The sequence below is a fragment of the Acidiferrimicrobium sp. IK genome (assembly GCF_025499425.1).
In the GTDB taxonomy this organism is placed as follows: domain Bacteria; phylum Actinomycetota; class Acidimicrobiia; order Acidimicrobiales; family Palsa-688; genus Acidiferrimicrobium.
The window spans coordinates 80,426-102,558 of sequence record NZ_JAIMCB010000014.1; the positions used below are offsets into that span (position 1 = coordinate 80,426).

At 67.5% G+C, this 22,133-nt stretch carries 22 protein-coding genes; 2 read left to right on the forward strand and 20 right to left on the reverse strand.

The features are described from left to right. Positions 1-13: 13 nt before the first annotated feature. From K6U06_RS19855 to K6U06_RS19870, 4 genes are all read right to left on the reverse strand, one after another. Entirely contained in the window at positions 14-682 is a 669-nt protein-coding gene (locus K6U06_RS19855) for an ABC transporter ATP-binding protein (RefSeq protein ID WP_262323711.1), read from the reverse strand. 107 nt (positions 683-789) lie between these two features. After that, positions 790-3,561, reverse strand: coding sequence for an ABC transporter permease subunit (locus tag K6U06_RS19860; protein ID WP_262323712.1), 2,772 nt, complete (start codon positions 3,559-3,561; stop codon positions 790-792). 19 nt (positions 3,562-3,580) lie between these two features. Further along, the gene (locus tag K6U06_RS19865) at positions 3,581-4,852 is read right to left on the reverse strand and encodes an ABC transporter substrate-binding protein (protein WP_262323713.1); all 1,272 of its coding nucleotides are present in this window, start codon (positions 4,850-4,852) and stop codon (positions 3,581-3,583) included. 264 nt (positions 4,853-5,116) lie between these two features. Beyond that, complete coding sequence (locus tag K6U06_RS19870) at positions 5,117-5,842, reverse strand: Phenylacetic acid catabolic protein (protein WP_262323714.1); 726 nt, start codon at positions 5,840-5,842, stop codon at positions 5,117-5,119. Positions 5,843-5,952: 110 nt separating this feature from the next. Here K6U06_RS19870 and K6U06_RS19875 point away from each other — a divergent pair, with 110 nt between their 5' ends. Both K6U06_RS19875 and K6U06_RS19880 read left to right on the forward strand, forming a co-directional pair. Then, entirely contained in the window at positions 5,953-6,912 is a 960-nt protein-coding gene (locus K6U06_RS19875; protein WP_262323715.1) for an alpha/beta hydrolase, read from the forward strand. Positions 6,913-7,037: 125 nt separating this feature from the next. Continuing rightward, entirely contained in the window at positions 7,038-8,213 is a 1,176-nt protein-coding gene (locus K6U06_RS19880) for an amidohydrolase family protein (protein WP_262323716.1), read from the forward strand. Between the two features lie 56 nt (positions 8,214-8,269). Here the strand turns inward: K6U06_RS19880 and K6U06_RS19885 are convergent, their stop codons facing one another. The 16 genes from K6U06_RS19885 to K6U06_RS19960 form a co-directional block, all read right to left on the reverse strand. After that, positions 8,270-9,457 (reverse strand): cytochrome P450, encoded by a 1,188-nt coding sequence (locus K6U06_RS19885; RefSeq protein WP_262323717.1) that lies wholly within the window; start codon positions 9,455-9,457, stop codon positions 8,270-8,272. Then, the gene (locus tag K6U06_RS19890) at positions 9,454-9,903 is read right to left on the reverse strand and encodes a nuclear transport factor 2 family protein (protein WP_262323718.1); all 450 of its coding nucleotides are present in this window, start codon (positions 9,901-9,903) and stop codon (positions 9,454-9,456) included. The genes K6U06_RS19885 and K6U06_RS19890 overlap by 4 nt, the downstream gene beginning before the upstream one ends. A gap of 18 nt (positions 9,904-9,921) precedes the next feature. Then, the gene (locus K6U06_RS19895) at positions 9,922-10,728 is read right to left on the reverse strand and encodes an SDR family NAD(P)-dependent oxidoreductase (protein ID WP_262323719.1); all 807 of its coding nucleotides are present in this window, start codon (positions 10,726-10,728) and stop codon (positions 9,922-9,924) included. A gap of 5 nt (positions 10,729-10,733) precedes the next feature. Then, positions 10,734-11,627 carry a TIGR03619 family F420-dependent LLM class oxidoreductase gene (locus K6U06_RS19900; RefSeq protein WP_262323720.1) on the reverse strand — a complete coding sequence of 298 codons (894 nt, stop codon included), beginning with the start codon at positions 11,625-11,627 and terminating at the stop codon, positions 10,734-10,736. Between the two features lie 3 nt (positions 11,628-11,630). After that, positions 11,631-11,885 carry a hypothetical protein gene (locus K6U06_RS19905; RefSeq protein WP_262323721.1) on the reverse strand — a complete coding sequence of 85 codons (255 nt, stop codon included), beginning with the start codon at positions 11,883-11,885 and terminating at the stop codon, positions 11,631-11,633. Positions 11,886-12,008: 123 nt separating this feature from the next. Next, positions 12,009-13,034, reverse strand: a complete 1,026-nt coding sequence (locus tag K6U06_RS19910) for a phosphotransferase family protein (RefSeq protein ID WP_262323722.1) — start codon at positions 13,032-13,034, stop codon at positions 12,009-12,011. Continuing rightward, complete coding sequence (locus tag K6U06_RS19915; protein WP_262323723.1) at positions 13,031-14,050, reverse strand: TIGR03857 family LLM class F420-dependent oxidoreductase; 1,020 nt, start codon at positions 14,048-14,050, stop codon at positions 13,031-13,033. Before K6U06_RS19915 ends, K6U06_RS19910 begins: the two co-directional genes overlap by 4 nt. A gap of 20 nt (positions 14,051-14,070) precedes the next feature. Then, a complete protein-coding gene (locus tag K6U06_RS19920) occupies positions 14,071-14,865 on the reverse strand; it encodes an enoyl-CoA hydratase/isomerase family protein (protein WP_262323724.1) in 795 nt (264 codons plus the stop codon). Next, complete coding sequence (locus tag K6U06_RS19925) at positions 14,865-15,212, reverse strand: MaoC/PaaZ C-terminal domain-containing protein (RefSeq protein ID WP_262323725.1); 348 nt, start codon at positions 15,210-15,212, stop codon at positions 14,865-14,867. The genes K6U06_RS19920 and K6U06_RS19925 overlap by 1 nt, the downstream gene beginning before the upstream one ends. Beyond that, complete coding sequence (locus K6U06_RS19930) at positions 15,209-15,598, reverse strand: MaoC family dehydratase N-terminal domain-containing protein (RefSeq protein ID WP_262323726.1); 390 nt, start codon at positions 15,596-15,598, stop codon at positions 15,209-15,211. The genes K6U06_RS19925 and K6U06_RS19930 overlap by 4 nt, the downstream gene beginning before the upstream one ends. 40 nt (positions 15,599-15,638) lie before the next feature. Beyond that, the gene (locus K6U06_RS19935) at positions 15,639-16,856 is read right to left on the reverse strand and encodes a CaiB/BaiF CoA transferase family protein (RefSeq protein ID WP_262323727.1); all 1,218 of its coding nucleotides are present in this window, start codon (positions 16,854-16,856) and stop codon (positions 15,639-15,641) included. 24 nt (positions 16,857-16,880) lie between these two features. Then, the gene (locus tag K6U06_RS19940) at positions 16,881-18,116 is read right to left on the reverse strand and encodes an acetyl-CoA C-acetyltransferase (RefSeq protein ID WP_410051108.1); all 1,236 of its coding nucleotides are present in this window, start codon (positions 18,114-18,116) and stop codon (positions 16,881-16,883) included. Positions 18,117-18,200: 84 nt separating this feature from the next. After that, the gene (locus tag K6U06_RS19945) at positions 18,201-18,824 is read right to left on the reverse strand and encodes a TetR/AcrR family transcriptional regulator (RefSeq protein WP_262323728.1); all 624 of its coding nucleotides are present in this window, start codon (positions 18,822-18,824) and stop codon (positions 18,201-18,203) included. Positions 18,825-18,914: 90 nt separating this feature from the next. Continuing rightward, on the reverse strand, positions 18,915-20,489 hold the full coding sequence (locus K6U06_RS19950; RefSeq protein WP_262323729.1) for a long-chain-fatty-acid--CoA ligase: 1,575 nt from the start codon (positions 20,487-20,489) through the stop codon (positions 18,915-18,917). Beyond that, positions 20,486-20,725 carry a hypothetical protein gene (locus tag K6U06_RS19955; protein WP_262323730.1) on the reverse strand — a complete coding sequence of 80 codons (240 nt, stop codon included), beginning with the start codon at positions 20,723-20,725 and terminating at the stop codon, positions 20,486-20,488. The genes K6U06_RS19950 and K6U06_RS19955 overlap by 4 nt, the downstream gene beginning before the upstream one ends. Continuing rightward, positions 20,722-22,086, reverse strand: a complete 1,365-nt coding sequence (locus tag K6U06_RS19960) for a phenylacetate--CoA ligase family protein (protein WP_262323731.1) — start codon at positions 22,084-22,086, stop codon at positions 20,722-20,724. Before K6U06_RS19960 ends, K6U06_RS19955 begins: the two co-directional genes overlap by 4 nt. Positions 22,087-22,133 lie beyond the last annotated feature (47 nt).

Here is a 22,133-nt window from a genome sequence, read left to right on the forward strand (position 1 = left end):
GTCGGCCGGCTGATCAGGCCGGGGCCGGGAGGTCGGCACCGAGGTACTGCGCGGCCAGCGCCGCCTCATCGAGTTGCGACGGCGATCCGACGTGGACCACCTCACCCTTCCTCATGACGACCACGGAATCTGCCAGGCCGAGCGCCCGGTTGACGTACTGCTCCACCACCACCAGCGCCACGCCGGTCGCCGCCAGCTGTCGGATGGCAGCGAAGACCTCGTCGACCATGATCGGCGAGAGCCCCATCGACACCTCGTCGAGCATCACGACAACAGCGCCTGAGAGGTACGCGCGGGCCAGGGCGAGCATCTGCTGCTGGCCTCCTGACATGCTGCCGGCGGCCTGCTTCAGCCGCTCGGCGAGCACGGGGAACAGGTCAACCGCGGTGTCATAGGACGCCCCCCGCTTGGCCCACGGCGGGAGGTAGAGCCGGAGGTTCTCCGCGACCGTGAGGCTGCGGAAGATCCCCCGCCCCTCAGGGATGAGGCACAGACCCGACCGGAGGCGATCATGGGGCTCGCGCTTGGAGACGTCCACCCCGCCGAGCACCACAGATCCGCTGCTCGAGCGGATGAGGCCCGAGGCCGCCCGCAGTACAGTCGTCTTGCCGGCGCCGTTGGGGCCGAGCAGCGCCACCACCTCGCCGCTCGGCACGTCGATGCTCACATTGCGAAGGACCATGGTCGACCCATAGCCGGCAACCAGATCGACCAGTCGGAGTGCGCACTCGGGCGTCGCCTCCGGCCTGTCGCCGTGCGTGGCACCGTCTGGCTCAGGGCTTGCCTGACTCATATCAGCACCTCTGCCCGCCCTCCAGACTGAGAGTACGAGTCGCCCCCGTCGATCGTCTCGCCGAGGTAGGCGGCCCGGACCACCGGCGACGCCAGCACCTCGTCGCGCGTCCCTGCGAACAGCGGACGGCCGAAGTCGAGGACGTAGATGTAGTCGCACACGTCGGACACGAGGGACATGTCGTGCTCGACGAGGAGAATGCCGAGGCCCCGCTCCGACACCAGGAGGCGGAGGATCTGGCCGAACTCCCGGGTCTCGGCGCGGTCGAGCCCCGACGACGGCTCATCGAGCAGCAGCACCCGGAAAGGGCCGGCAATGCAACGGGCCAGCTCGACCAGCCGTCGCTGCCCGGTTGAGAGGAGCCCTACGGGCGTGTCGGCCAGCTGGACCAGGCCGCAGATCTCCATGGCCTCTGCAGCCGCCTCTCCGATCTCACGCATCTGGCGCCGGCTCCCGACGATGTGGCGGAGAGGGTTGTAGCCGGCGAAGCCGCCCTCCCGCCCGAGTGCGACGTTCTCGGCCACGGAGAGATCGTCGGCCAGCTCGGTCTGCTGGAAGGTTCGGCCGAGGCCGAGGCGCGCCCGCGCCGCGGGCCCCCTCCTTCCCATCGGCTGGCCGGCCATCTCGAGGAAGCCCGCGCTCGGCTGGTTGAGACCAGAGCAAGCGTTGAAGGTGGTCGTCTTTCCGGCACCGTTCGGCCCTATCAGCCCGGTGATGCGCCCGACCGGGGCCTCCAGGTCGACGCCGTCCACCGCAACGAGGCCTCCGAAACGGACCTCGAGACCGTTCACCCGAAGCCCGCTGCCGGCCACAACCGGCTCCGGAGCGGGGACGTCACCGGCCCGAGAGATTGGCGTCGATGAGGTGACCGCCGGCGCGACAGTCACGATGCCCCGGGTTGGACGTGGCACCCAGGCGGCCAGTCGGTCGATTGCGCCGGTCACCGACCGCGGCAGAGCACGGGCCGACGCCGGGGTCAGCGCGTAGAGCAGCGCGACCACCCCGAACGCGACGTCTAGGTAGTTGGTCACGTTGGCGCCGTGGACGTAGGTCGGGATCAGGCTGATTCCCGCTGCCGCCAGGACCGCGTACCAGGGCTCGCCGCCCGCGGTGATGACGATGACCAAGAAATAGGTGAGCGACAGCAGCGGCGGGTAGTTGTCGGCTGAGACCACCCCCACCACCCCGCCGCCGAGGGCGCCGGCGATGGCGGCGATGAACGCGGCCAGACAGAAGACCAGTACCTGGGTTATGTTCACCGACGCTCCGCTGGCGGTGAGCCCGGTCGAGTTGGTCGCCAGCGCCCGGAGCAGGCGTCCCAACCTGCTGCGGTTGAGAGCGACCAGCGCGACCGCGATCAGCACGCCGATCACCAGTACGAAGTAGTAGTACGCCTTGTCGCTGCTGAGATTGAGCCACGATACCTTCGGGCGGGGGATGTTCAACCCAATGCCGGTCGAGCCGAACATGTAACTCTGCGTGTAGAACATGTACTGCAGGAGAATCCCGAAACCGAACGACGCCAGGGCGAGGTACAGGCCCGAGAGGCGGATCGCCGGGATCGCCAGTAGGGCGCCGACGGGGACCGCGATCAGCCCGCTCAGCAACAGGGCGAGCACCCAGGGGACGTGGTGGCCGACGACGAGATGCGAGATCGACGCCACCCCGATCGCCACGAAGCTGACCTGGCAGAGTGAGACCTGCCCCGACGTCCTGACGAGCAGGCCGAGGGACATGAACAGCACAATGTCGACGAGGAAGGTGGTCCACCCGTCGAGTTGGAAGCCGGCGAAGGACGGCACGGCCACCAGGAACACGACGAGGAGGAGTCCGAGCCCCAGCTGGGACGATCCCGCCATTCGCCAGGAGGACCGCTGCTCGTAGATCCGCACCGGGGGCTGGGCCAAGCGCCCCCGCCGGGCAGTGACCAGCACCACGAGCAGGACGATGAACGGCAACGACGACGACAATCCGCTGGCCAGCCCGGAGTGGAAGTACTTGGTGCAGAGCGATGACCCGATGCCGATGGCCAGCCCGCCCCCGAACGTGAGCGGGAGGCTGGTGAACGACCCGATGGCCGCAGCCCCGAACGCCTCCACTACCAGGAACGTCAGTGTCACAGGGTCGAGCTGGCCGATGAGCGGAGCCAAGAGGATCCCCGACACGGACGCGAAGGTGACACCGATCATCCATGCCAGCCGGCGGGACGCGGTCGGGTCAGTGCCAGCCAGGTCGAGCAGCCCGGGGTTCTCGACCACCGCCCGCATGGCCAGGCCTCGCCGGGCGAAGCGGAAGTAGGCGTAAAGCCCTACCGTGGCGCCGAGCGCGACGACGAAGATGACGATCTGGGTGACCGTGATGACCGTGGAGCCGAGATGGACTGTCCCCGTCCCGAGGAACGGGGGCACGGTCCGGCTGACCACCGTCCCGTAGATGATGGTCACCGCCGCCTCGACCAGTATAAGCAGCCCCACCGTCCCGACCACCTGGACGGCCAGGGATGACTGGGTCATCGATCGTCCGAGGCGCTCGAGCGCCAACCCGAGAAGCGGGCCGCTCAGCGCCAACGCGATTGCCACCGCCAGCGGCGTGGCCACGTGGTGCTGCTCGTGGAGGGTGTAGAAGATGTAGGCCGCGACGGTCGCCACGGAGCCATGGGCGAAGTTGAAGATCCCCGATGTCTTGTAGGTCAGCACCAGGCCGACACCGGCCAGACCGTAGACCGCGCCGGTCACGACCCCCGCAATGATGAACGGCCAGAGGTTCACCTGCCCCCCCTGCCTCTGCTCACCCTGCCGCAGCGGCCTTGGCGACCCCTGCTATCAGTGCATCGGGAGCACAACTGGTCTGCAGCCCGTTCGGCGCCACGAACGCCCCGTGGGAGATCCCTATGGTGAAGTAGCAGTTTTGGAAGTTGACCTGCCCGGGGCTGAAGCTCAGCGGTGGAGCGAGCCCACCGAGGGTGTCACCCTTCAGCGTGTACAGGCCGGTCTTGATCGATGCCGGGGTGACCGGACCGGACCCCGACGCCTTGACGGCCTCGGCCAACAACTGCATTGCAACCCAGGGGACAGTCACCCCCGGACCCCACTGGGAGAGCAGGTTGGCCGGCGCATACTTGGCCAGTGCCGCATGGAAGGCCTCGGTGGCCGGCGTGCCAGTGGCGATGAAGGGGAAGTCGACGGCGACGGCCTCTAGGCCATCGACGCCGGGCTGAGTCAACAGTGATGGCTCCACCGACGAGGCGGCCTCGACGATCTTGGCTGTCACGCCCTGCTGCCGGCAGGCTGCGGAGATCCGCTCGATCACCGTCGTGGGTTCGATCATCACATAGGACTGCGCACCGGAGGACTTGAGAGCCTGGCAGACGGCCGTGAAGTCCGGCGAGGTAGCCGCCACGCTCTGCGTGTACGGAATGCTCATCCCGAGGGTGGGGGCAATGCTCTTGAAGAACGGGATGATCTGGGCGCACGCCGCGTTCTCCGTGCAGTAGACGACTGCCTGCTTCGGGCCGATGCTCTTGCCTATGCCCATCACCCCGTATGCGGCTGCGTAGTTGTTGGTCGACGAGGCGAACCAGTCGGGGTTGGTGAGGAACGGCACGTCGACCGCCAGACCACCCACGACAGGGACACCGGCGGAGGCGACGGCGGAGGCCCAGTCCCCGTCCACGGTGCTCTCGTCGTCGACGATGGCGGCAACATGATCCTGCTGGATCAGCTCGTGGGCGTCAGCCAGCCCCGTCGTGCCGCTGCCAGCGTCGTCTTTGACGATGAGTTTGACTGGGTGACCCTCCAGACCTCCGTTGGCGTTGGTGTAGTCGACCCACGCCTGAAGGGTCTCCTTGATCCCGCCGAGCGAGGACGCCAGCGGGCCGCTCAGGGTTTCGATCGCCCCCACGGTGATCGGCGTGCCGGTCCCTGCGCTGCCGCCCGGAGCGGCGGTGCCCGACGAGCCGGTCGTCGGCGTGCTCGTTGTCTTGCTGCTGGAGCCGCATGCTGCGACAGCGAGCCCGGCGGCAACGAACGCGCCCGTAGCCCTGAGGTACCTGCTTCTCACTGACTGCTCCTTCTATGGATATGTGCGCGCCCATTACGCACCACTGAATGCGGGCCTTGGCGATCGCGGGTTCCTTGTGACCAAACGTGACCAGCGTCGAGCCGACCGCTGGCACCACGCTCGCTTCCCCCTACATGCACTGCCGGCGACGGTTCCCTCCCCCCGCTGACGGTACGGACTTTACGCCCGGGCCTTAAATATTGTCAACCGTCCAGTCGATAGAACCCGTCGAGTCGACCGAGCCCGGGCAACCGCCGGCCGGCGCTACAAGAATCTGCGGTTGACCTCGTCGTCGGGCACGGTGAGGCCGATCTCCTCGAGCACCGGGCGGGTGTCGGCGACGTACTGCCGACGCAGCTGCTCGTTGTTGAGCTTGCGCAGTCCCCACCGGACGTACGCGTCGGAGAACTCCGAGGTGGAGCTTCCGAACATGTCGAGCGCGGCAGGCCACCAGATCTTCAACTTCTCGTTCGCCTCGGTCAAGCCTTCCCTGGTCGAGCACACCCGCCGGAGGTTGGTCATCCCGAAGGTGGCATGGAACACCTCGTCGCGGTGCAGGCGGTCGGCGACACTGAGCAGGGGCTCGTAGGGGACGTCCTCCCACGTCTCCCCGATGTAGCACCCGACCCTGTCGCCGAGGGCGTTGAAGAAGGCCAGATCGCAGAAGGTGTCGATCGGCAGGTGGAAGAGGTACTGCTTGATCGGCTCGTCCACCCGATCGACGCCCAGCCCGGCGAGGATCCTCGACGTGATCACGCCGTGCTCCACCTCCTGCTGCATGAGCTTGGCGTAGACCGTCTTGAGCCTCTCCTCTGGGCAGAGCGTCATCCCCCGCAGCCAGAGGTGCGCCAGGAGTTCGGTGTAATGCGGATTGGTCGAGTTCTCCAGGTGATGCATGAGCATCCGTCGCAAAAGGTCGACGAACTCCTCGGGGATGTCCTCGTCGCCCTCGCGATAGATCCGGTTACCTGCTGACGCAGTGGCGGTCATGGTCGGAAGGTACCAGCGTTCCTGATTATTGTCAACTCGCTGGTCGACGAAAAGAAGTGTGGACCCCGGGGCTGTTGACACCGCCTTCGACAGCGCTTCTAATCGCCAGCATGACGACCGGGCACAACATCACGATCGACGTGGGAGACGGCGAGCATCTCGCGGCGACCGTCCACCTGCCTGCGGGCGACTCGGACAGCCCGGGGCGAGTGGTGGCCTTCGGCTTTCCCGGCGGAGGCCTGGCCCGCGGATACTTCGGGGTCCAGTTCGACGAGGACGACAGCTACAACCAGGCCGCCTTCCACACGGCCAGGGGGTGGATCTTCGTGGCCTGCGACCACCTCGGCGTCGGGGACAGCAGCCAGCCGGACCCGGCCTCGCTGACCTATGCCCGCCTGGCTCGAGCCAATGACGTTGCAGCCCGTCGCGTCGTGGCCGATCTCAGGGAGGGCACCCTCCTCGAGGGGATCGGACCGGTTGATGTCGCCTTCACCGTCGGGCTGGGCCACTCGATGGGAGGAGGAATCACGATCGTCACCCAGGGCAACCACGACACCTTCGACGCCGTCGGAGTTCTGGGCTTCAGCGCCCTGCAAACCGTGATACCGACGCCCGAAGGGCGCCTCGCCGTCGATCTCCAGGAACGCGACGACCCGAGCGGGGGGCTCGAGACCAGCATCGAATCGGCCGGGGGGGTCGGCATGTTCCGATGGGCCTTCTACCGGGAGGACGTGCCAGCGGCGCTGGTCGACGCCGACATGGGCAGCGGGTACCCGCGCAGCGCCCAGCCCCCGCCGTGGGGTAGCGCCACCACCCCGCCGGTCGTCTTCTCCATGCTCAGCCCCGGCGTGGTGGCAGGCGAGGCGGCGGCCATTACCGCTCCGGTGCTGGTCGCCTCCGGTGACCGGGATGTCATCCCCGACCTACGGTCGGAGCCGACTGCCTACCGGGCGTGCCGCGACATGACCCTGACCGAGATCCCGGGAATGGCGCACATGCACAACTTCGCCGGGACGAGGGTCCAGCTGTGGGACCGCCTGCACCGCTGGGTTGGTGCCATGGTCGACTGATGCGCCAGGCGGCACCATCTTTTTGCCTACCGTTCGGTTGACAATATTACGAGGTGGTCGTAGTCTCCAAGGACTCAGGGCGCGCGCCGTCCCGGCTCCGTCCGTACGCTGATTAGGGGGTTCCAATGGACTTGGTAGATGAGCTTGGCGTGAAGATCATCGACTGCGACACCCATGTGGTGGAGCACTACGACCTGTGGACGTCGCGAGTGCCCTCGAAGTACGGCGACAAGATCCCGCACGTGGAGCGAGACGACAACGGCGTCGAGTGGTGGGTGTCTAGCGGGACGGTGCTCAGCCCGGCTGCCGGACTCGCGATCGCCGGGTGGAAAGAGCCGCCTCCGCAGTTCCCCGCCCAGCTGGACATGGTGGATCCGCGTATCTGGCAGCCGGAAGGTCGCCTGGAGATCATGGACGCGTACGGCATTCACACCGAGGTCCTGTATCCCAACGTCGGGGGCTTCGGCGCCGGTCGTTACACCAACTTCGGGGACATGGACTTGGCGCTGCTTCTGCTGCAGGCGTACAACGACTGGCTCGCCGACTTTCGCCGCGTGGCGCCGAGCCGTTACGTCCCGGTCATGGCCGTCCCGTTCTGGGACATCGACCTATCCATCAAGGAAATGGAGCGATGTGTCGGCATCGGCCACGAGGGCATGATCTTCTCGCAGGCGCCTGAGGACTTCGGCTCGCCGACACTGAGCGACCCACACTGGGACAAGCTGTGGGCTGCTGCGCAGGAGATGCAGCTGTCGGTCAACTTCCACATCGGCAGCGGTGATGCCACGATGCTGCAGATGCTGCACCCGTCCTGCGGGCCCCACAGCAACTACGCGGCGTTCCCGATGACGTTCTTCCTCGGCAACGCAAAGACCGTTGCGACGATCATCAACGGTGGGATCTGCCATCGCTTCCCGGACCTCAAGTTCGTGTCAGTGGAGAGTGGCGTCGGCTGGGTGCCGTTCGCCTTGCAGGCCCTGGACTGGATGTGGAAGGAGTGCGGCGTGGCGCGGGAGCATCCCGAGTACGGCATGCTGCCGAGCGAGTACTTCCGCCGCCAGATCTACGCCTGCTTCTGGTTCGAGACCGGTGACACCCTCGATGCCGCCATCGACTACATCGGCCCCGACAACATCCTCTACGAGACCGACTTCCCGCACCCGACGAGCATGTCGCCTGGGCCAGCCAGCTCCGCCCTCGTGCCGAGGGAGTTCATCAACCAGAACCTCGGCCACCTGCCCCACGACACCCTGCGCAAGATCCTGCACGACAACGCAGCCAAGCTCTACCACCTCGATTGATCCCCCAAAGGTCGCCTCCTCCCGGGCCCGGCCCGGGAGGAGGCGACCTTTTCGCGTCACCAAGCGACTGGCAGTTCCGCTGGCCCCATGACGAAGTTGGAGCGCTCCCAGACCACGGGACCGTCCTGGCGGATCGCCGGCAGCCCCTCGAAGAGCGCCCGGATCATCGCCGCCGCCTCGGCGCGCGCCACATGGGCTCCGAGGCAGAAATGCTGGCCCTGCCCGCTGAACGACAAGTGGCTGTTTGGCGAGCGGGTGATGTCGAAGCGGAAGGGATCGGCGAACTGCTCGGGGTCCCGGTTGCCGATCGCGTAGTAGACGCAAACCTTTTGACCGGCCCGTATGGGCCGCCCCTGGAACGTCACGTCGACCTTGGCGCTGCGGCGGTTGTACATCGTCGGCGTCACCCAGCGGAGCATCTCCTCGACGGCGGAGGTGAGACGTCGGTCGAACGCCTCCTCCAGCAACGCCCTCTGGTCTGGGTGCTCGAAGAGGGCCTCCATCCCGCCGGCGATAAGGTGGCGGGTGGTGTCACCGCCGCCGACGATGAGCAGCACCAGGTTCATGCAGAAGTCCTCGACGCCGATAGGTGCGCCATCGATGGTGCACTCCGCCAGTTGGGAGCACACATCACCGGTGGGATGCGCCCTGCGGTCCTCCCATACCCCGACGGAGTACTCGGCCAGCGAGTTGGCTGCCGCCTGGCGTTCTTCCGGCTTATAGGTCCCGCCGCCGGCCAAGCCGATTTCGATGTACTCGTACAGGCGCACCGCGTCGTCACGCGGTATCCCAAGGATGTCGGCGGTCACGTACGAGGCCATCTTGCCGGCGACGTCTCGCACGAGGTCGCAGGCCCCCCGGTCGCGGACCTCGTCGACGATCGCCTCCGCGGCCTGGCGGAACCCCGGCATCCGGGATCTGATCGCACCCGGCAGGAAGGCGGGTATCACCGCTCTCCGCAGCTGCGTGTGGATCGGCGGGTCGAGGTTCACCATCGACTTGCGCTCGGTCTCCATGTAGTCCTCGATCATGGAGACGGGCCAGTGCGAGAAGAGATCGTCACGGCTGTTGACGAAGCGGATGTCGGCGGCGCGGCTCACGACCCAGAAGCCGGGCCCGTCGGGCTCGTGGTGCCAGTGGACGGGGTCATTGGCCAGCAGCCACTCGTACACGTCGATGGGGTGGCCGCCCGCGAAGGTGTCGACCGAGTACAGGTCGACCTGGGCTGCATCTGTGATGGTCATGCCGTCGTCCCCCTGGGCAGCTCGACTTCATCGAGAATGGATGCGGAGAACTCTGCTATCCGCAGCCGATCACCTTCCCGGCGCATGATCGCTTTGTAGTCCCCCACTCCGAGGACGCGGGTATCCGGCTTGGCCAGGAGGTAGTTGAAGTAGCTGCGGACCTCCACGCCACCATCGCCTCTTTCCTCAACCTGCTCGTTGGACACGACGTGGCGGGCCCAGTTGCGTTCCTGGAACAGGGAGGCCAGGATTTGAGCGACCGTTTCGCGCCCGGCGAAGGACTGCGTGGCGCCGTCGCCCTCGGTGCTGTCGCCTCCGACGATCAAGACGACGTCCTCGCTGAAGACGTCACGCAAAGCGTCTATATCGTGGTCGTCGATGGCCCTGCAATACCGGTGCAACGTCGATCGGGCCTGCCAGCCCATGTCGCTTCCTGCGTCCCGCATCGGTGTGCTCTCCTTCGCTCAGCGGTCGATGACCATCCACAGGTTGGCGACCATGCTTCCGGAGTCGCAGACGACTGCCTGGCCCGTGATGAGCGATGCGTCGTCGGACACCAGAAAGCGGTGGACGTTGGCCACTTCTTCAGGCTGCGCGGCGCGGTTCATGAGCTCCTGGGGGCTCATCGCGTCGCCGCGTGTCGCAGCAGCCTCCATCTGGGCGGTCAGCGCCGGGAGGATGTCGGTGTCTCCGAGGAGGTTGGTGTTGATCCCTCCCGGGCACACGCAGTTGACCCGGATGCCGTCGGCGACCAGCTCGTAGGCCAAGGTACGCACGACGCTGACGATCCCGCCCTTCGACGCGCTGTAGGCCGCCTGCCCGGCCACTCCCGTGAGGGCGGCGATGGACGCGGTGGCCGACATCGCCCCCCCGCCGGCACGCCGCAATGCCGGGATCGCCGCCGCGAACGTCCGCATCGTCCCGACGAGGTTGACGTCGATGATCGACACCCATTGGTCGTCGGTGAGATCCTCGAGGCGATGTGCCACCGCTGAGCCCCCGACCGTGCCGGCATTGGCGACCACCGTGTCGAGACGGCCGTACGACCTCTCCGCCACCGCCACTGCCTGTTGCAGCTGCTCGAGGCTTCGGACATCGACGGTGCGGAAGACCGCCTCGCCGCCTGCCGTGACAATCCCTTCTGCCACCGCCCCGCCCGACGCGTCGAGATCGCACAGAACGACCCGGGCCCCTCGCCGCGCCAAGAGTTCCGCGGTCTTCTGCCCGACCCCAGAGCTGGCACCTGTGACCAGCGCGACCTTTCCGTCCATGTCCGTCATACGGTCAACCCCCTTCCTGCTTCGGCGTAGCCGCCAATCAGTTCTGCGGCCTCATCGAGCGAACGCAGACGATGGTCGAAGCCGCACACGAACATCGTCGCGCCGGCCTCGATGAACTCCTCGGAGGCCTCGAAGGTGGCCCTGACGTCAACACCGCCGCCCTCGCCGAGCACCGCGGGCAGGGGAATCCTGACCACCAGGCCCGCGGGATCCCGCCCCGCCTTGTCGAACTCGGCGGAGATCGTTGACACCCCACGGCGGACGTCGTCGGGTCTCACGCCGACCGGGGACCAACCGTCGCCGAATCGGGCGATGCGCGCTGCGTTGGGCTGGCTGGCCTTCACGCCGTAGTACAGAGGAATGCGCTGCTGAACTGGAGTGGGCAACGCCGTCAACGTCTCGGTCCCGCCGCTGGTCGGCAGCGAGAAGGGCTGCGGGCCCCACGCGAGGCGACAGACGTCGATCACCTCGTCGAAGCGCCGCTGCCGTTGGTCCCATTCCAGACCGACCCCGCGGTACTCCGCCGCCTGCCATCCTGTGCCAAGGCCCAGCTCGACTCGGCCCCCTGAGATGACGTCGAGCGTGGCCACCTCCTTGGCCAACACGAGGCCCGGCCGCAGCGGGGCCAGGAGTATCGCTGTCGACAGGCGGATCCGCTCGGTCACCCCCGCCACGGCCGAAAGAGTGATGAGGGGGTCCATCCAGGCGGTATCGGGCCCGTGTCTCCATGGGCCGTAGGGATAGCGGTCAGTGTCGGCCGACATCGCCAGGTGCTCGCCGAAGCAAATGGAGTGGAGTCCGGCCGCGTCCGCCAGGCGTGCGATGTCGAGGAAGGCCGCCGGGTCACCGCCGGGTGCGAGGTTGGGGCGGGCGAAGAAGCATACGTCCACGGCTCAACTGGCTTCGTCGGCGGCCACGACCTCAGTCACCTTGTCGACCACCCGCTCGATGATGCGCAGCGCCAAGGTGGGATCGGCCAAGATCAGCCCGTTCACGTCACCCTCGAGGGCAAGGCTCCCGGCGAACTGCGGATCGGTCCGGGCGGCAAGCACCAGCTCCACCTCCATGGCGATCAGGTCGACGGTCGGGGGATCGCCGTCCACGGCACCGTTGCGCCACGTCACCGCGACGAGACTCCCGTTGCGCACTCCACGAACTTGGAACCACGTCGTGTGCGGCCCAACTGACGTCGTGCCCACCCCGATCACCCTCGCTTCCACCGACTGCTCACTGCGGCACCCCCTGGTATTCTGTCAACTTATCAGTCGACTTTAATCGAGCGCCAGGAGGATCTCGGTTTCCGCTTCCAGCTCGGCGAGGAGCCGCTCGAGCAGGCTGCGCTCGGCCGCGTCACTGACCGCGACGCTGGCCCGATGCATGAGGCATGCCATCTTGACCGAGCCGAGCACCTCCCAAAACCGGAGCGCCACCGACTCCACCGGGCGCCCCGCCGCCCGGGCGTAGAGGGCCGGCCACTCGTGCAGCTCGGCCAGGCCGCCGACCCTGCCGGTGCCGACCCGCCAGCAGACCAGCGCGGCCCAGGCGACGTCTTCCAAGGGGTCGCCGAGGTGGGCCATCTCCCAATCCAGCACCGACAGCAAGTTGGGCATGCCCGACTGGTCGCAGTCATGGAGGATGTTGCCGGTGCGGTAGTCCCCGTGGACCAGCGTTGGCTGGGGCGGCGGGGGAGGCACATGTCCCTCCAACCAGCCGATCGCTTCGCTGAACGCCGTCGCCGTGCCCAGTGGGGTGCCCTGCAGCTCCGCGGTCCACTGCTCAGTGGCTGTCAACCCGTATGAAGGCGGCCTCGACCCGAAGATGCGATCGTCCACCGGGGCGGCATGGATGCGGGCCAGAATGCCTGCCAGCTGCGAGGCGAGACGGCCGCGATGCTGCGTGTAGCGCGGATCTCGGTGGAGGGGCCCGATGGCGGCACTTCCCGGGAGCCTGTCCATGATGAGAAAGGGGCGCCCGAGTGGCCCACCGGCATCCGCCGCGGCCGCGACGCCCGGCACGGGCAGTCCCGCGCCGTGCAGAGCCGCCAGCAACTCGGCTTCGTGGACGCGGCCGAGCGAATGGGGGCCCGCTCCTACAACGCCGGCCTCGCTGTCGACGCAGAGAATCAGCGGCCTGCGGCCGCCGGCCGTCAGGAGGTCGAACGACCACATCTCACGGGAGTAGCCGCCTTTGAGCCGCCTGAGGTCCACTGCCTCACCAGAACCGGTCTCCGGTTGCACCAGCGACGCGAGGACCGCGAGGAGCTCCCGGGGCGCCAGGCTCGTCGAGGCAGGGGTCACGGCAGCCGGGTGAAGGCACGGACGACGCCGGCGGACTCAGCCGGAGACGCCCCATGGAGGAGCACCTCGTCGGCGCCCGCGCCCAGGTAGGCCGCGACCCGCTGCGCGCAATGGCTGCTGGAGCCGATCGCGGCACCTTGCGCGAACCACTCCTCGGGCATCGCCTCAGCGGCATCCACCAGGCGGTCGCGCGGCATCGCGGTGTCGGCGATGCCGGCACCGGCCATCGTGGGGTGCGACCGGATCCCAGCGAGGACGGACTGGTCCCAGCCGTTGCGCTCGACCAACTGCTCGCCGAGGCTGCGGACCTGGAAGTAGCTGACCGCCCGGGCTCGCACCGCGAGGTCGGTGCGCGCCTCGGAAAGGTCGGGAGCGGTCACCAAGGTGCTCACGATCCGGATCGCCTGCGGGTCGCGGCCGGCTTCGGAGGCCGCCTCCCGCACGATCGCAGCGGAGCGGGCCACCGCTTCGACCGTCAGGAACGGGTGGAGTATCACGCCATCGAACACCCGACCGGCCAGCGCCATCCCCTTCGGGCCAATCGTCCCGAGGTACATCGGTGGCGGTGAAGCCTCGGGAACATCGGCGAAGCGCAGCTTGCGGAACGACCCGGCCGGTCCTTCCTCCGAGATCCGCTCCCCGGCCCACAGGCGCCGAAGGATGCTGGCGGTGTGCTCCAGGCTAGCGAGGGTCGCCTTGCCGACGCCGAGGGAAGGGGCGAGGGCCGCAAGCCCGCGGCCCATTCCGAGCAGGAACCGTCCCTCACTCATCGACTGGAGGGTCGCGGCCATGGCGGCGATGGTCAGGGGGTGGCGGGTCCCTTGGTGGATGAGCGCGGTACCCACCCGGATACCGGTGGTTGCCCCCACCACCGCACCGCACACCGCGCCAGCCTCCTTGAGGTCGAGGCGTTCGCTGACATAGACGGCACCGAAGCCGGCAAGTTCGGCATCTCGCGCCTCTTGGATGGCATCACCAGGTCGGGCGGTCCGTCCTGGCACCACGTATGTGCTCAAGGCTTCGACGCACCCAACGGTCACGTGGCGGTCCACTGGGGGGGCCGTTTCTCGACGAACGCGGCGGCTCCTTCCTGGTGGTCGTTCGTGAGCTTGAGCACGCTCTGGCCGAGCCGCTCCAGCCTGCGCCCCGTCTCGGCATCGACGTCGGTGCAAGTGTTGAGGATCAGCTTGGCCATGCCGACGGCAAGAGGGGCCAGGCCGCCGATCCGCTCGGCCAGTTTGACGGCCTCCTCCACCGCGTCGCCCTCGGGGCACACCGAGGTGGCCAGCCCTAGTTCCAGGGCACGGTTCGCGTCGAGCGCTCCTCCCAGCATGACCAGCTCCTTGGCTCGTCCCAGTCCGACATGGCGGACCAGCCGGGAACACCCCCCGCTCCCCGGGATCAGCCCGACTTTGGCCTCGGGCATCACGAACCGCCCCCTGGTCGACATCACCCGGAAGTCGCAGGAGAGGGCCAGCTCGAAGCCACCGCCGGCGGCCACACCGTTGATGGCGGCGATCACCGGGACCTCCATCGACTCGACGGTGTCGAACACGGAGTGGATGCCGCGAGCAGCCGCTCTGAAGCCGCGGGTGCCGATCGCCGTGAGGTCTGCCATGCCCGTCACGTCCTCACCGGCGGAGAACGCGCGGCCTGCGCCGACGACGATCAGGCACCGCAGTGCCGGTTCTGCGGCAGCGTCGTCGAAGGCACGGCGCATCTCGGCTCGCATCCCGGCGTTCCAGGAGTTCAGGTTGTCGGGCCGGTTCAGGGTGAGGATGCGGATGCCGCCGGGGCGCTCCTCTTCGAGAAGGTACTCGTAAGCTGTCATCACTCCGACTTCAAGTCGAGGGTGACCGAGGCCACCACGGTGTCATTGGCGTTGCGCACCTCGAGGCCGTCCCCCGCGGGCACCAGGGTGAGCTCGTCGCCGGGAAAGACCGGTGCCCGCAGCCTGGCGTCGAAGGATCTCAGTGCGCCGGGCCCGACCTGGGCCACGATCTGGTCGACGACGAGCGCCAGGGTGAGCGGCCCGTGGGCGATCACCGACGGGAGGCCGGCCTGGGTGGCGAAGGCGTCGTCGAGGTGGATCGGGTTGAAGTCCCCCACCGCGCCGGCGTAGCGGGCGATCTGCACTCTGGTTACGGGGGCCGTGGTCGCGGCGTGAAGGACGCTCACTTGGCGCTCCTTTCGATGAAGGTGGTCTGCTGGGTTTGCACCGTCTGCCCTTGGGCGTCATGGAACTTCGCGACCAGCACGGCGAACTGGTTGCTGCCCTTCTCGTACACGTCGGCGATCGTCAGGCTGGCGTGGATCGACTCGCCGGGCACGAACGGCCTCTCCCAGGTGTAGCTGTGGCCGGAAAGCATGGCCCGGGTGAGGTCCATGCCCAGCGCCTCCACGAGGCGCTCGTCCCCGCCGATGGTCGCCCCGAACCACGGGACGAGCGAGGCGGTGTCCGACGAGGTGAGTGTGCCGATGGCGGCCTGAAGCTCGGCTAGTTTCAGCGGCTCCACCCGGAGGTCGGCCTCGTAGACGGTTCGACCTTTGGACTCGAGGTTCACAGCATGGTCCTTTCGCGCGGAGGTATGGGATGGCGGCCGTTCAAGTGACGACGCCGGCTACCTTGAGCCTGAGCGCCTCGTCGTCGCTGCGGCCGAGGGCGCTCAGGATCTCGTCGGTGTGCTCCCCCAGGGCCGGCGCCGGTCGCAAGTCCGGGTGCACCTCGTCGATGAGGGCCGGGACGGGCACCATGGGGAGCCTGGCACCGCTCGCGTAGTCCACGAACCTGAGGTACCCGTTGGCCAGGCACTGCTCGTCGGTCAGCGTGTCGCCCGGCACGGCCACCCGCGACCACTGGCCTTCCTGACTGTCAAGGGCCGCGGCCAGCCGCTCGAAGGTCATTGTGGCGAAGATGGCGTCGAGCGCCTCCACGCAGGCCTCGCTGTTCTCCGCTCGCAGTTTCAGGTCGGCGAAGCGCCCGTCCTCGGCGAGCTCCGGGTGCCCAAGGGCTTGGCACAGACCAGCCCAGTACCGATCGGCTTGGAGCATGCCGAGCACGAAGAACTTGCCGTCCGCGCTGCGGTAGAGGTTGGTGAGAGGGTTGGGCGGCCGGCGCCGGTCCAGCTGGACGATGTTGTCCGAGCCGATCGAGTACGAGCCGGCGATCGAAGCCTGCATGGCCCACATCCCGGAGCCGAGGAGTGATACGTCCACCACCCCGCCCTGCCCAGTCTTCTCGCGGCGGTAGAGGCCGCCCAAGATCCCGCCAGCAAGGAACATGCCGCTCTGGCAGTCGCCGAAGGCCGGCCCCGGCAGCAGGATCGGGAACTCGTAGCCGGGAGGGATCGACGCCGTGCTGGTCCCCGGCCGGCTCCAGTAGGAGATGCCGTCGAAGCCGCCCTTGTCCGCGTCGGGTCCGACCGGGCCGTGGCCCGTCCCCCGGCCGTAGATGATCCGCGGGTTGCGGGCCATGACCTGGTCGACGTCGATGCCGAGGCGGGCCCGGGCCGGCTGCATGAAGCTGGTGATGAACACGTCCGACTCGTCGATGAGGGACATGAGCAGGTCGTAGCCGTCGGGCGCCGAGATGTCGATGCCGATATCCCGCTTGCCCCGGTTGAACACCTCCCAGAGGGTGGTCACGCCCCCATCGCCCGGCTTGAAGCCGTAGGAGGACAGCCCCCGCACCGGGTCGCCGGTCTCAGGATGCTCCACCTTGATCACGTCGGCACCCCAGTCGGCCAGGGCGGCCCCGGCCGAGGGCACGAAGGCGTACATCGCGACTTCGATTACTCGGACACCTGAGAGCAGCTTGTCCATGTTTCCTCCTACTCGGCCTGGGGTTCAGACACGTTCGATGATGGTCGCTGTGCCCATGCCCCCGCCGGTGCACATCACGACGAGCGCGGTCGAGAGGTCCCGGCGCTCGAGCTCGTCGAGGGCGGTCTGGATGAGCATGGCGCCGGTGGCGCCAATGGGGTGACCGAGAGCGATGGCCCCGCCGTTGACGTTCACCTTGTCCGGGTCGAGCCCAAGGTCGCGCATGGTCTGCAGCGGGACGGCGGCGAACGCTTCGTTGATCTCCCAGATGTCGATGTCGGCGACGGACATCCCGGCCCGCTCCAGGCACTTCTTGGCGGCCGGACCGGGTGCGGTCAGCATGATGACCGGCTCGCTGCCTACCGCTGCCGTGCAAACCACCCGAGCTCGAGGACGAAAGCCGTGCGCCCGGGCGAATTCCGGGGACGCGATGGCAATGGCAGCCGCACCATCGACGATCCCGGACGAATTACCGGCGTGGTGCACGTGATCGACGGCATCGACATCGGGATAGACCTGGCGGCACATCGCGTCGAACGAACGGTCGTATCCGTAGTCGGTCAGCACCGCGGAGCCGAGCTTCTCGAACGACGGGGGCAGTTTCGCCAACGATTCGAGGCTGGTACCGGGGCGGGGGTGCTCGTCGTGGTCGAGCGCCACCGAGCCATCCCTGTTGTGGATGGGAATGATGCTTCCTGCGAAGCGACCCTCCGCGATGGCTGTGGCCGCACGCTCCTGGCTCCGCACCGCGAACGTATCGACGTCCTCCCGTGTGAGACCGTCGATGGTAGCGATCAGGTCGGCGGCGATCCCCTGCGGCACCATGGGGTAACGCTCCTGGACGGCGGGGTTGCCTGCTGAGAAGTCGAGGGGGCCCTCCTCGGGGGGCCAGCGCGACATCATGTCGACGCCCCCACCGACAACGAGCCGCTGATCACCCGAGCGAACGCCCATCGCTGCGAAGGTGACGGCCTGCTGGCCGGACCCACACCAGCGGTGGAGTGTGACGCCCGGCGCCTCGGTGGACCACCCCGCGGCCAGCACGGCAAGGCGGCCGATGTCGCATGAGTGGTCACCGACCGGGTTGCCATTGCCGATGATGACGTCATCGACGTCGCTCGAGTCGAAGCCGACCCGGTCACCGAGGGCAGTGAGGACCTGCCCGAGCAACTCTTGCGGGTGGATGTGGTGGAGGGCGCCATTCGGCCTGCCCTTGCCTCGCGGCGAACGAACGCCGTCCAATATCCATGCTTCTGACATCACACCCCCGGCCGTGGCCACAACGAACACCAAGTGGGAGGAGGCTACATCGCACCTACGATTTCTGTCAACCGGCTGGTCGAATTAAACGTGGCGGATCACCAGCTCGACGCAGCTGTCCGCGAACGTGTCGATGGCGTCGCGGCGCGGATCGAACCACTTATAGGACCAGCTCGTCATGCCCACGATCATGTTTGCCATGACGCGAGCGTCCCCAGGTGGCAGCACGTCGGCCTCCATGGCCGCCTCGACCGCCAACACGAACCGCCGTATGTACCGGCGCTCCTTGCGGCTGATGTCCGCCAGGTCGGCGTCTTCCAGCCCCGACCGCTGGCCGAAGAACACCGCGAAGAGGGGCGGGTCGCTGGCCACGAGCGTCGCCTGATAGCGGATCAAAGCCGCCAGCCTCTCCTCTGGGTCGTCGATCTCCGCGAGGCGGTCGACCTCACTCAGAGCCACGGTGATGGCCCGCTCGAACACGAGGCGCAGCAGGTCGCTCTTGCGCTTGACGTAATAGTAGAGACTGGCCTTGCGCATCCCCAGCGCGGCAGCCACGTCGTCGAGCGACCCGGCTTCGTAACCCTTGGCGTGGAACACCTTCGCCGCCACCGTGACGATATCCGTGAGCCGTTCCCGGTACTCCGCACTGGGCTCGACATTCCGGGGCCGGCCTCGCTTCCGGGGAGGCTCGACCTGGTTCGCACTCACGATTAAGCTCCTCCTGCTCCGAACCGGGGGACGGCGACACGTCGCAACGTAGTGCGAACGCAGATCGGGCGGCTCCAGCCGACCACCGGGTCAGCCGACAGCGCGGCCCTGGTCGCTCCAGTAGCGGGCCCGAAGCTCGCGCTTTAGAACCTTGCCGGAGGCATTCCGCGGGAGGGCGTCGTGGAAGTCAACGGTTGTCGGGCACTTGTAATGGGCCAGGCGCTTCCGGCAGAAGGCGATGAGTGCTCCAGAGGTGAGACCTGATCCCGGCCTGGCCACGACGGCGGCCTTCACGGTCTCTCCCCAGCGCTGGTCCGGGACGCCGATGACCGCTACCTCGACGACGTCGGGATGGGACATGATGACGTTCTCGACCTCGGCCGGGTAGACATTCTCGCCGCCGGAGATGACCATGTCTTTGATCCGGTCGTGGATGAACAGGTACGACTCGCCGTCCATGAAGCCAGCGTCGCCCGTGCGCAGCCAGCCGTCCGGGTGGAGGGCGGCCGCGGTCTCCGCCGGCTTCCGCCAGTAGCCCACGGTGTTCTGCGGCGAAGAGATCCAGATCTCCCCGACCTCGCCCGGCGGGACCTCCCTACCGCTGGCCACATCGACGATCCGCAACGACGCCCCGGCGACCGGCCGCCCGGCCGACCTCAGCCGCTCAGGGTGGTCCCCGGCCAAGGCCCGATGGTGATCAGCATCGGTCAGCAGGGTGATGGTGCCGGTCGTCTCGGTAAGTCCGTAGACCTGGACGAACTCACAGTCCATGGAACGCATGGCTCGCACCAGCACGTCCTCGGAGATCGGCGAGGCCCCGTAGGAGACGACCTGGAGCGACGAAAGGTCAACGGACTCCCCCTCGACGATGGCGAGCATCATCGACAGGACGGCCGGCACAACGAAGACGTTGGTCACCCGGCGCTCCGCGATCACCCGCACCATCTCAGGAGGGTCGGGATGACGGACCAGCACCGTGTGGCATCCACAGTGCAGGCCGATCAGGGCATAGCCGCTCCCGCCGATGTGGAACAACGGCGTCGGCACCAGATTGACGCTGGCCGGCTCCAGGCTGAGCAGCTCCACTCCGGGGGCGGCCAGCGCCAGGAGATTGGCCTCGGTGAGCATGACCCCCTTGGGGACCCCGGTCGTCCCCGACGTGTACAGCTGGAGCACGACGTCGTGTGGTGACGACGGGTGCCTCGGATCGGTGTCCGGTCGGCCGGTGAGCCAGTCCGCATAGTTGCTGGCGGACGATCCTCCGATGACGACCTTTCGCAGCATCGCGACATGGCCCTCGAGCCGGGCCGCGAACTCCTCCCTGACCACCAGCAGCGAAGCAGAGGAATCTTCTAACACCGACGCGATCTCCTGATCGCTCAGCCGCCAGTTGATCGGCGTCAGAACTGCTCCCAGCTTGGCGCACCCGAAGAGCAGCTCGAAGAACTCCGGCGCGTTCCTGTCCAGGTAGGCAACCCGGTCGCCGACCCGCAAACCCTCAGCAGCCAGCGCGTTGGCCACCCGGCTGGATCTGACGTCAAGGTCCTCGAAGGTGAGCGTCGTCTGCTCACAGGTCACTGCCGGGCGCCCGCCCCCGGCCCTCGCATGGGCGCGCACAATGGCGGCGACCGAATCGATCGACGGCGCCGAATCAGGACCGGTCACGTCTCCTCATCCTCCTCGGGGCACAGTTCGTCGGTGTAGCCCAGGTAGGACAAGGCGAGGAACAGGTGCATCTCCGACAACTCGAGGGCACGCTCCACAGCGGGGCTCACCGCAATGCGGCGTTCCTGACGGATCCGGGACCGCAGATCGACACAACGCTCGAGCTGCCGAGCCGGCCCAGGTCCGAGCGGGCCGGACACGGTCGACGCGTCGGCGTCCATGCGGGTGCCCCTCATGTGCGACCGAGCGTCGGGGACGGCGGAGCGTCGGCCCGGTGGTCGAAGATCCGTTTGGTCTTGAGCTCGTAACGAACGAGGGCATCGACACCGACGACATCGGTCTCGATATTGACTCCGAGGTTCGCCCGAAGGTGTGAGCGCAGCCGGCGGGCGGCGTCGGCCCGGTCGACGTGGGGGCCGCAAGCCTCGACCCTGACCAGCATCCGATCCATACCATCGACGCAACTGATGTGCAGCTCGTAGTGGTTGGAGAGATCGGAGACGTCACCGAGCAGGTTCTCGATGGCAGTCGGGTACACGTTCACCCCCCGGATGGTCACCATGAAGTCCGACCGGCCGAGCACGACGCCCGGCAGGTGCTTCCACGACCAACCACACCCGTGGTCAGGATGGGCGTCGATCCTGACCAGATCGTGGGTCCGGTACTTGATGAACGGCTGGGCAAAGTGGGTATAGCTCGTCACCACGTGCTCCCCCACTTCGTCCGGACCAGCGACGGGCTCCCCCGATTCCAGCCCGACTGCGTAGGAGTGGCACACATCCTCGATCACGTGCACGCCCCCGCCCCACTCGGCGCACGATTGGCCGACAAACAGTGCTTCACCGATCCCGTAGGCGTCGTAGACCTGCTCGGCCCCCCACTCTGCCATCAGCCGGTTTCGAGTAACCGGCACCGACAGGCCGGCCTCACCACCACCGGCCAGCACTCGGACCCCGGCGCTGCGGAGGTCCACGCCCTCGCGCCGAGCCACCTCGGCGAGGTGGAGGAGGTAGGTCGGCGTCCCGGTGACAATCGTGGGCCGGAGTTCGACGATCTGGCGGACCCGTTCCGCGGCAGACAGACCCCCTCCGGACTCGATGGTCAATCCCAGGTTTCGTGCGCCCCAGTAGTAGCTCCACAGACCGATCCATGCGCCGAAGTCAAAGCAGAAGTACATGGAGTCCCCGGGGCGAACGCCGAGGTCCCACAAGCCGTAGCAGTACTGCGAGCCCGCCTTGTGGGTCTCGTACTGGGTGAACACCTCGTTGAGGAACCGGCCGGTCGTACCCGTGGTGTGGAAGTACTGCTGCCATCGGTCCCGCTCGAGGGCCGTGCCTCCAAAGCCGCTCGGCTGTACCGCCTGGTCCTTCATGTAGTCGGGCTTGTCGGTGAAGGGCAGCTTGTAGAAGAAGTCGTCCCATGTCCGCAGGTCTGACGGCTTCACCGACGCCTCGTCATAGATGCGACGGTGGAGCGCCGAGTGTTCATACGCCCACCCGACGAGGTGGCGTATCCGCTCCAGGTGGAGGTCATCGACGACCTGCCGCGAAGCCGTCTGCGTCGGCTCGTTCCAGTACCGGCTGCTCGCCGTCGCCATCCCGTCCCCCTCACGCAGGATTTACCCGACCGACGAGTCGATCATAT

Excerpts from the sequence above, each read along its gene's own strand:
- K6U06_RS19875 (WP_262323715.1), top strand. The coding sequence starts at position 5,953 with ATGACGACCGGGCACAACATCACGATCGACGTGGGAGACGGCGAGCAT.
- K6U06_RS19960 (WP_262323731.1), bottom strand. The coding sequence starts at position 22,086 with ATGGCGACGGCGAGCAGCCGGTACTGGAACGAGCCGACGCAGACGGCT.
- K6U06_RS19880 (WP_262323716.1), top strand. The coding sequence starts at position 7,038 with ATGGACTTGGTAGATGAGCTTGGCGTGAAGATCATCGACTGCGACACC.
- K6U06_RS19895 (WP_262323719.1), bottom strand. The coding sequence starts at position 10,728 with ATGGACGGAAAGGTCGCGCTGGTCACAGGTGCCAGCTCTGGGGTCGGG.
- K6U06_RS19935 (WP_262323727.1), bottom strand. The coding sequence starts at position 16,856 with ATGGACAAGCTGCTCTCAGGTGTCCGAGTAATCGAAGTCGCGATGTAC.
- K6U06_RS19885 (WP_262323717.1), bottom strand. The coding sequence starts at position 9,457 with ATGACCATCACAGATGCAGCCCAGGTCGACCTGTACTCGGTCGACACC.
- K6U06_RS19940 (WP_410051108.1), bottom strand. The coding sequence starts at position 18,116 with ATGTCAGAAGCATGGATATTGGACGGCGTTCGTTCGCCGCGAGGCAAG.
- K6U06_RS19955 (WP_262323730.1), bottom strand. The coding sequence starts at position 20,725 with ATGAGGGGCACCCGCATGGACGCCGACGCGTCGACCGTGTCCGGCCCG.
- K6U06_RS19855 (WP_262323711.1), bottom strand. The coding sequence starts at position 682 with ATGGTCCTTCGCAATGTGAGCATCGACGTGCCGAGCGGCGAGGTGGTG.
- K6U06_RS19890 (WP_262323718.1), bottom strand. The coding sequence starts at position 9,903 with ATGCGGGACGCAGGAAGCGACATGGGCTGGCAGGCCCGATCGACGTTG.
- K6U06_RS19920 (WP_262323724.1), bottom strand. The coding sequence starts at position 14,865 with ATGACAGCTTACGAGTACCTTCTCGAAGAGGAGCGCCCCGGCGGCATC.
- K6U06_RS19870 (WP_262323714.1), bottom strand. The coding sequence starts at position 5,842 with ATGACCGCCACTGCGTCAGCAGGTAACCGGATCTATCGCGAGGGCGAC.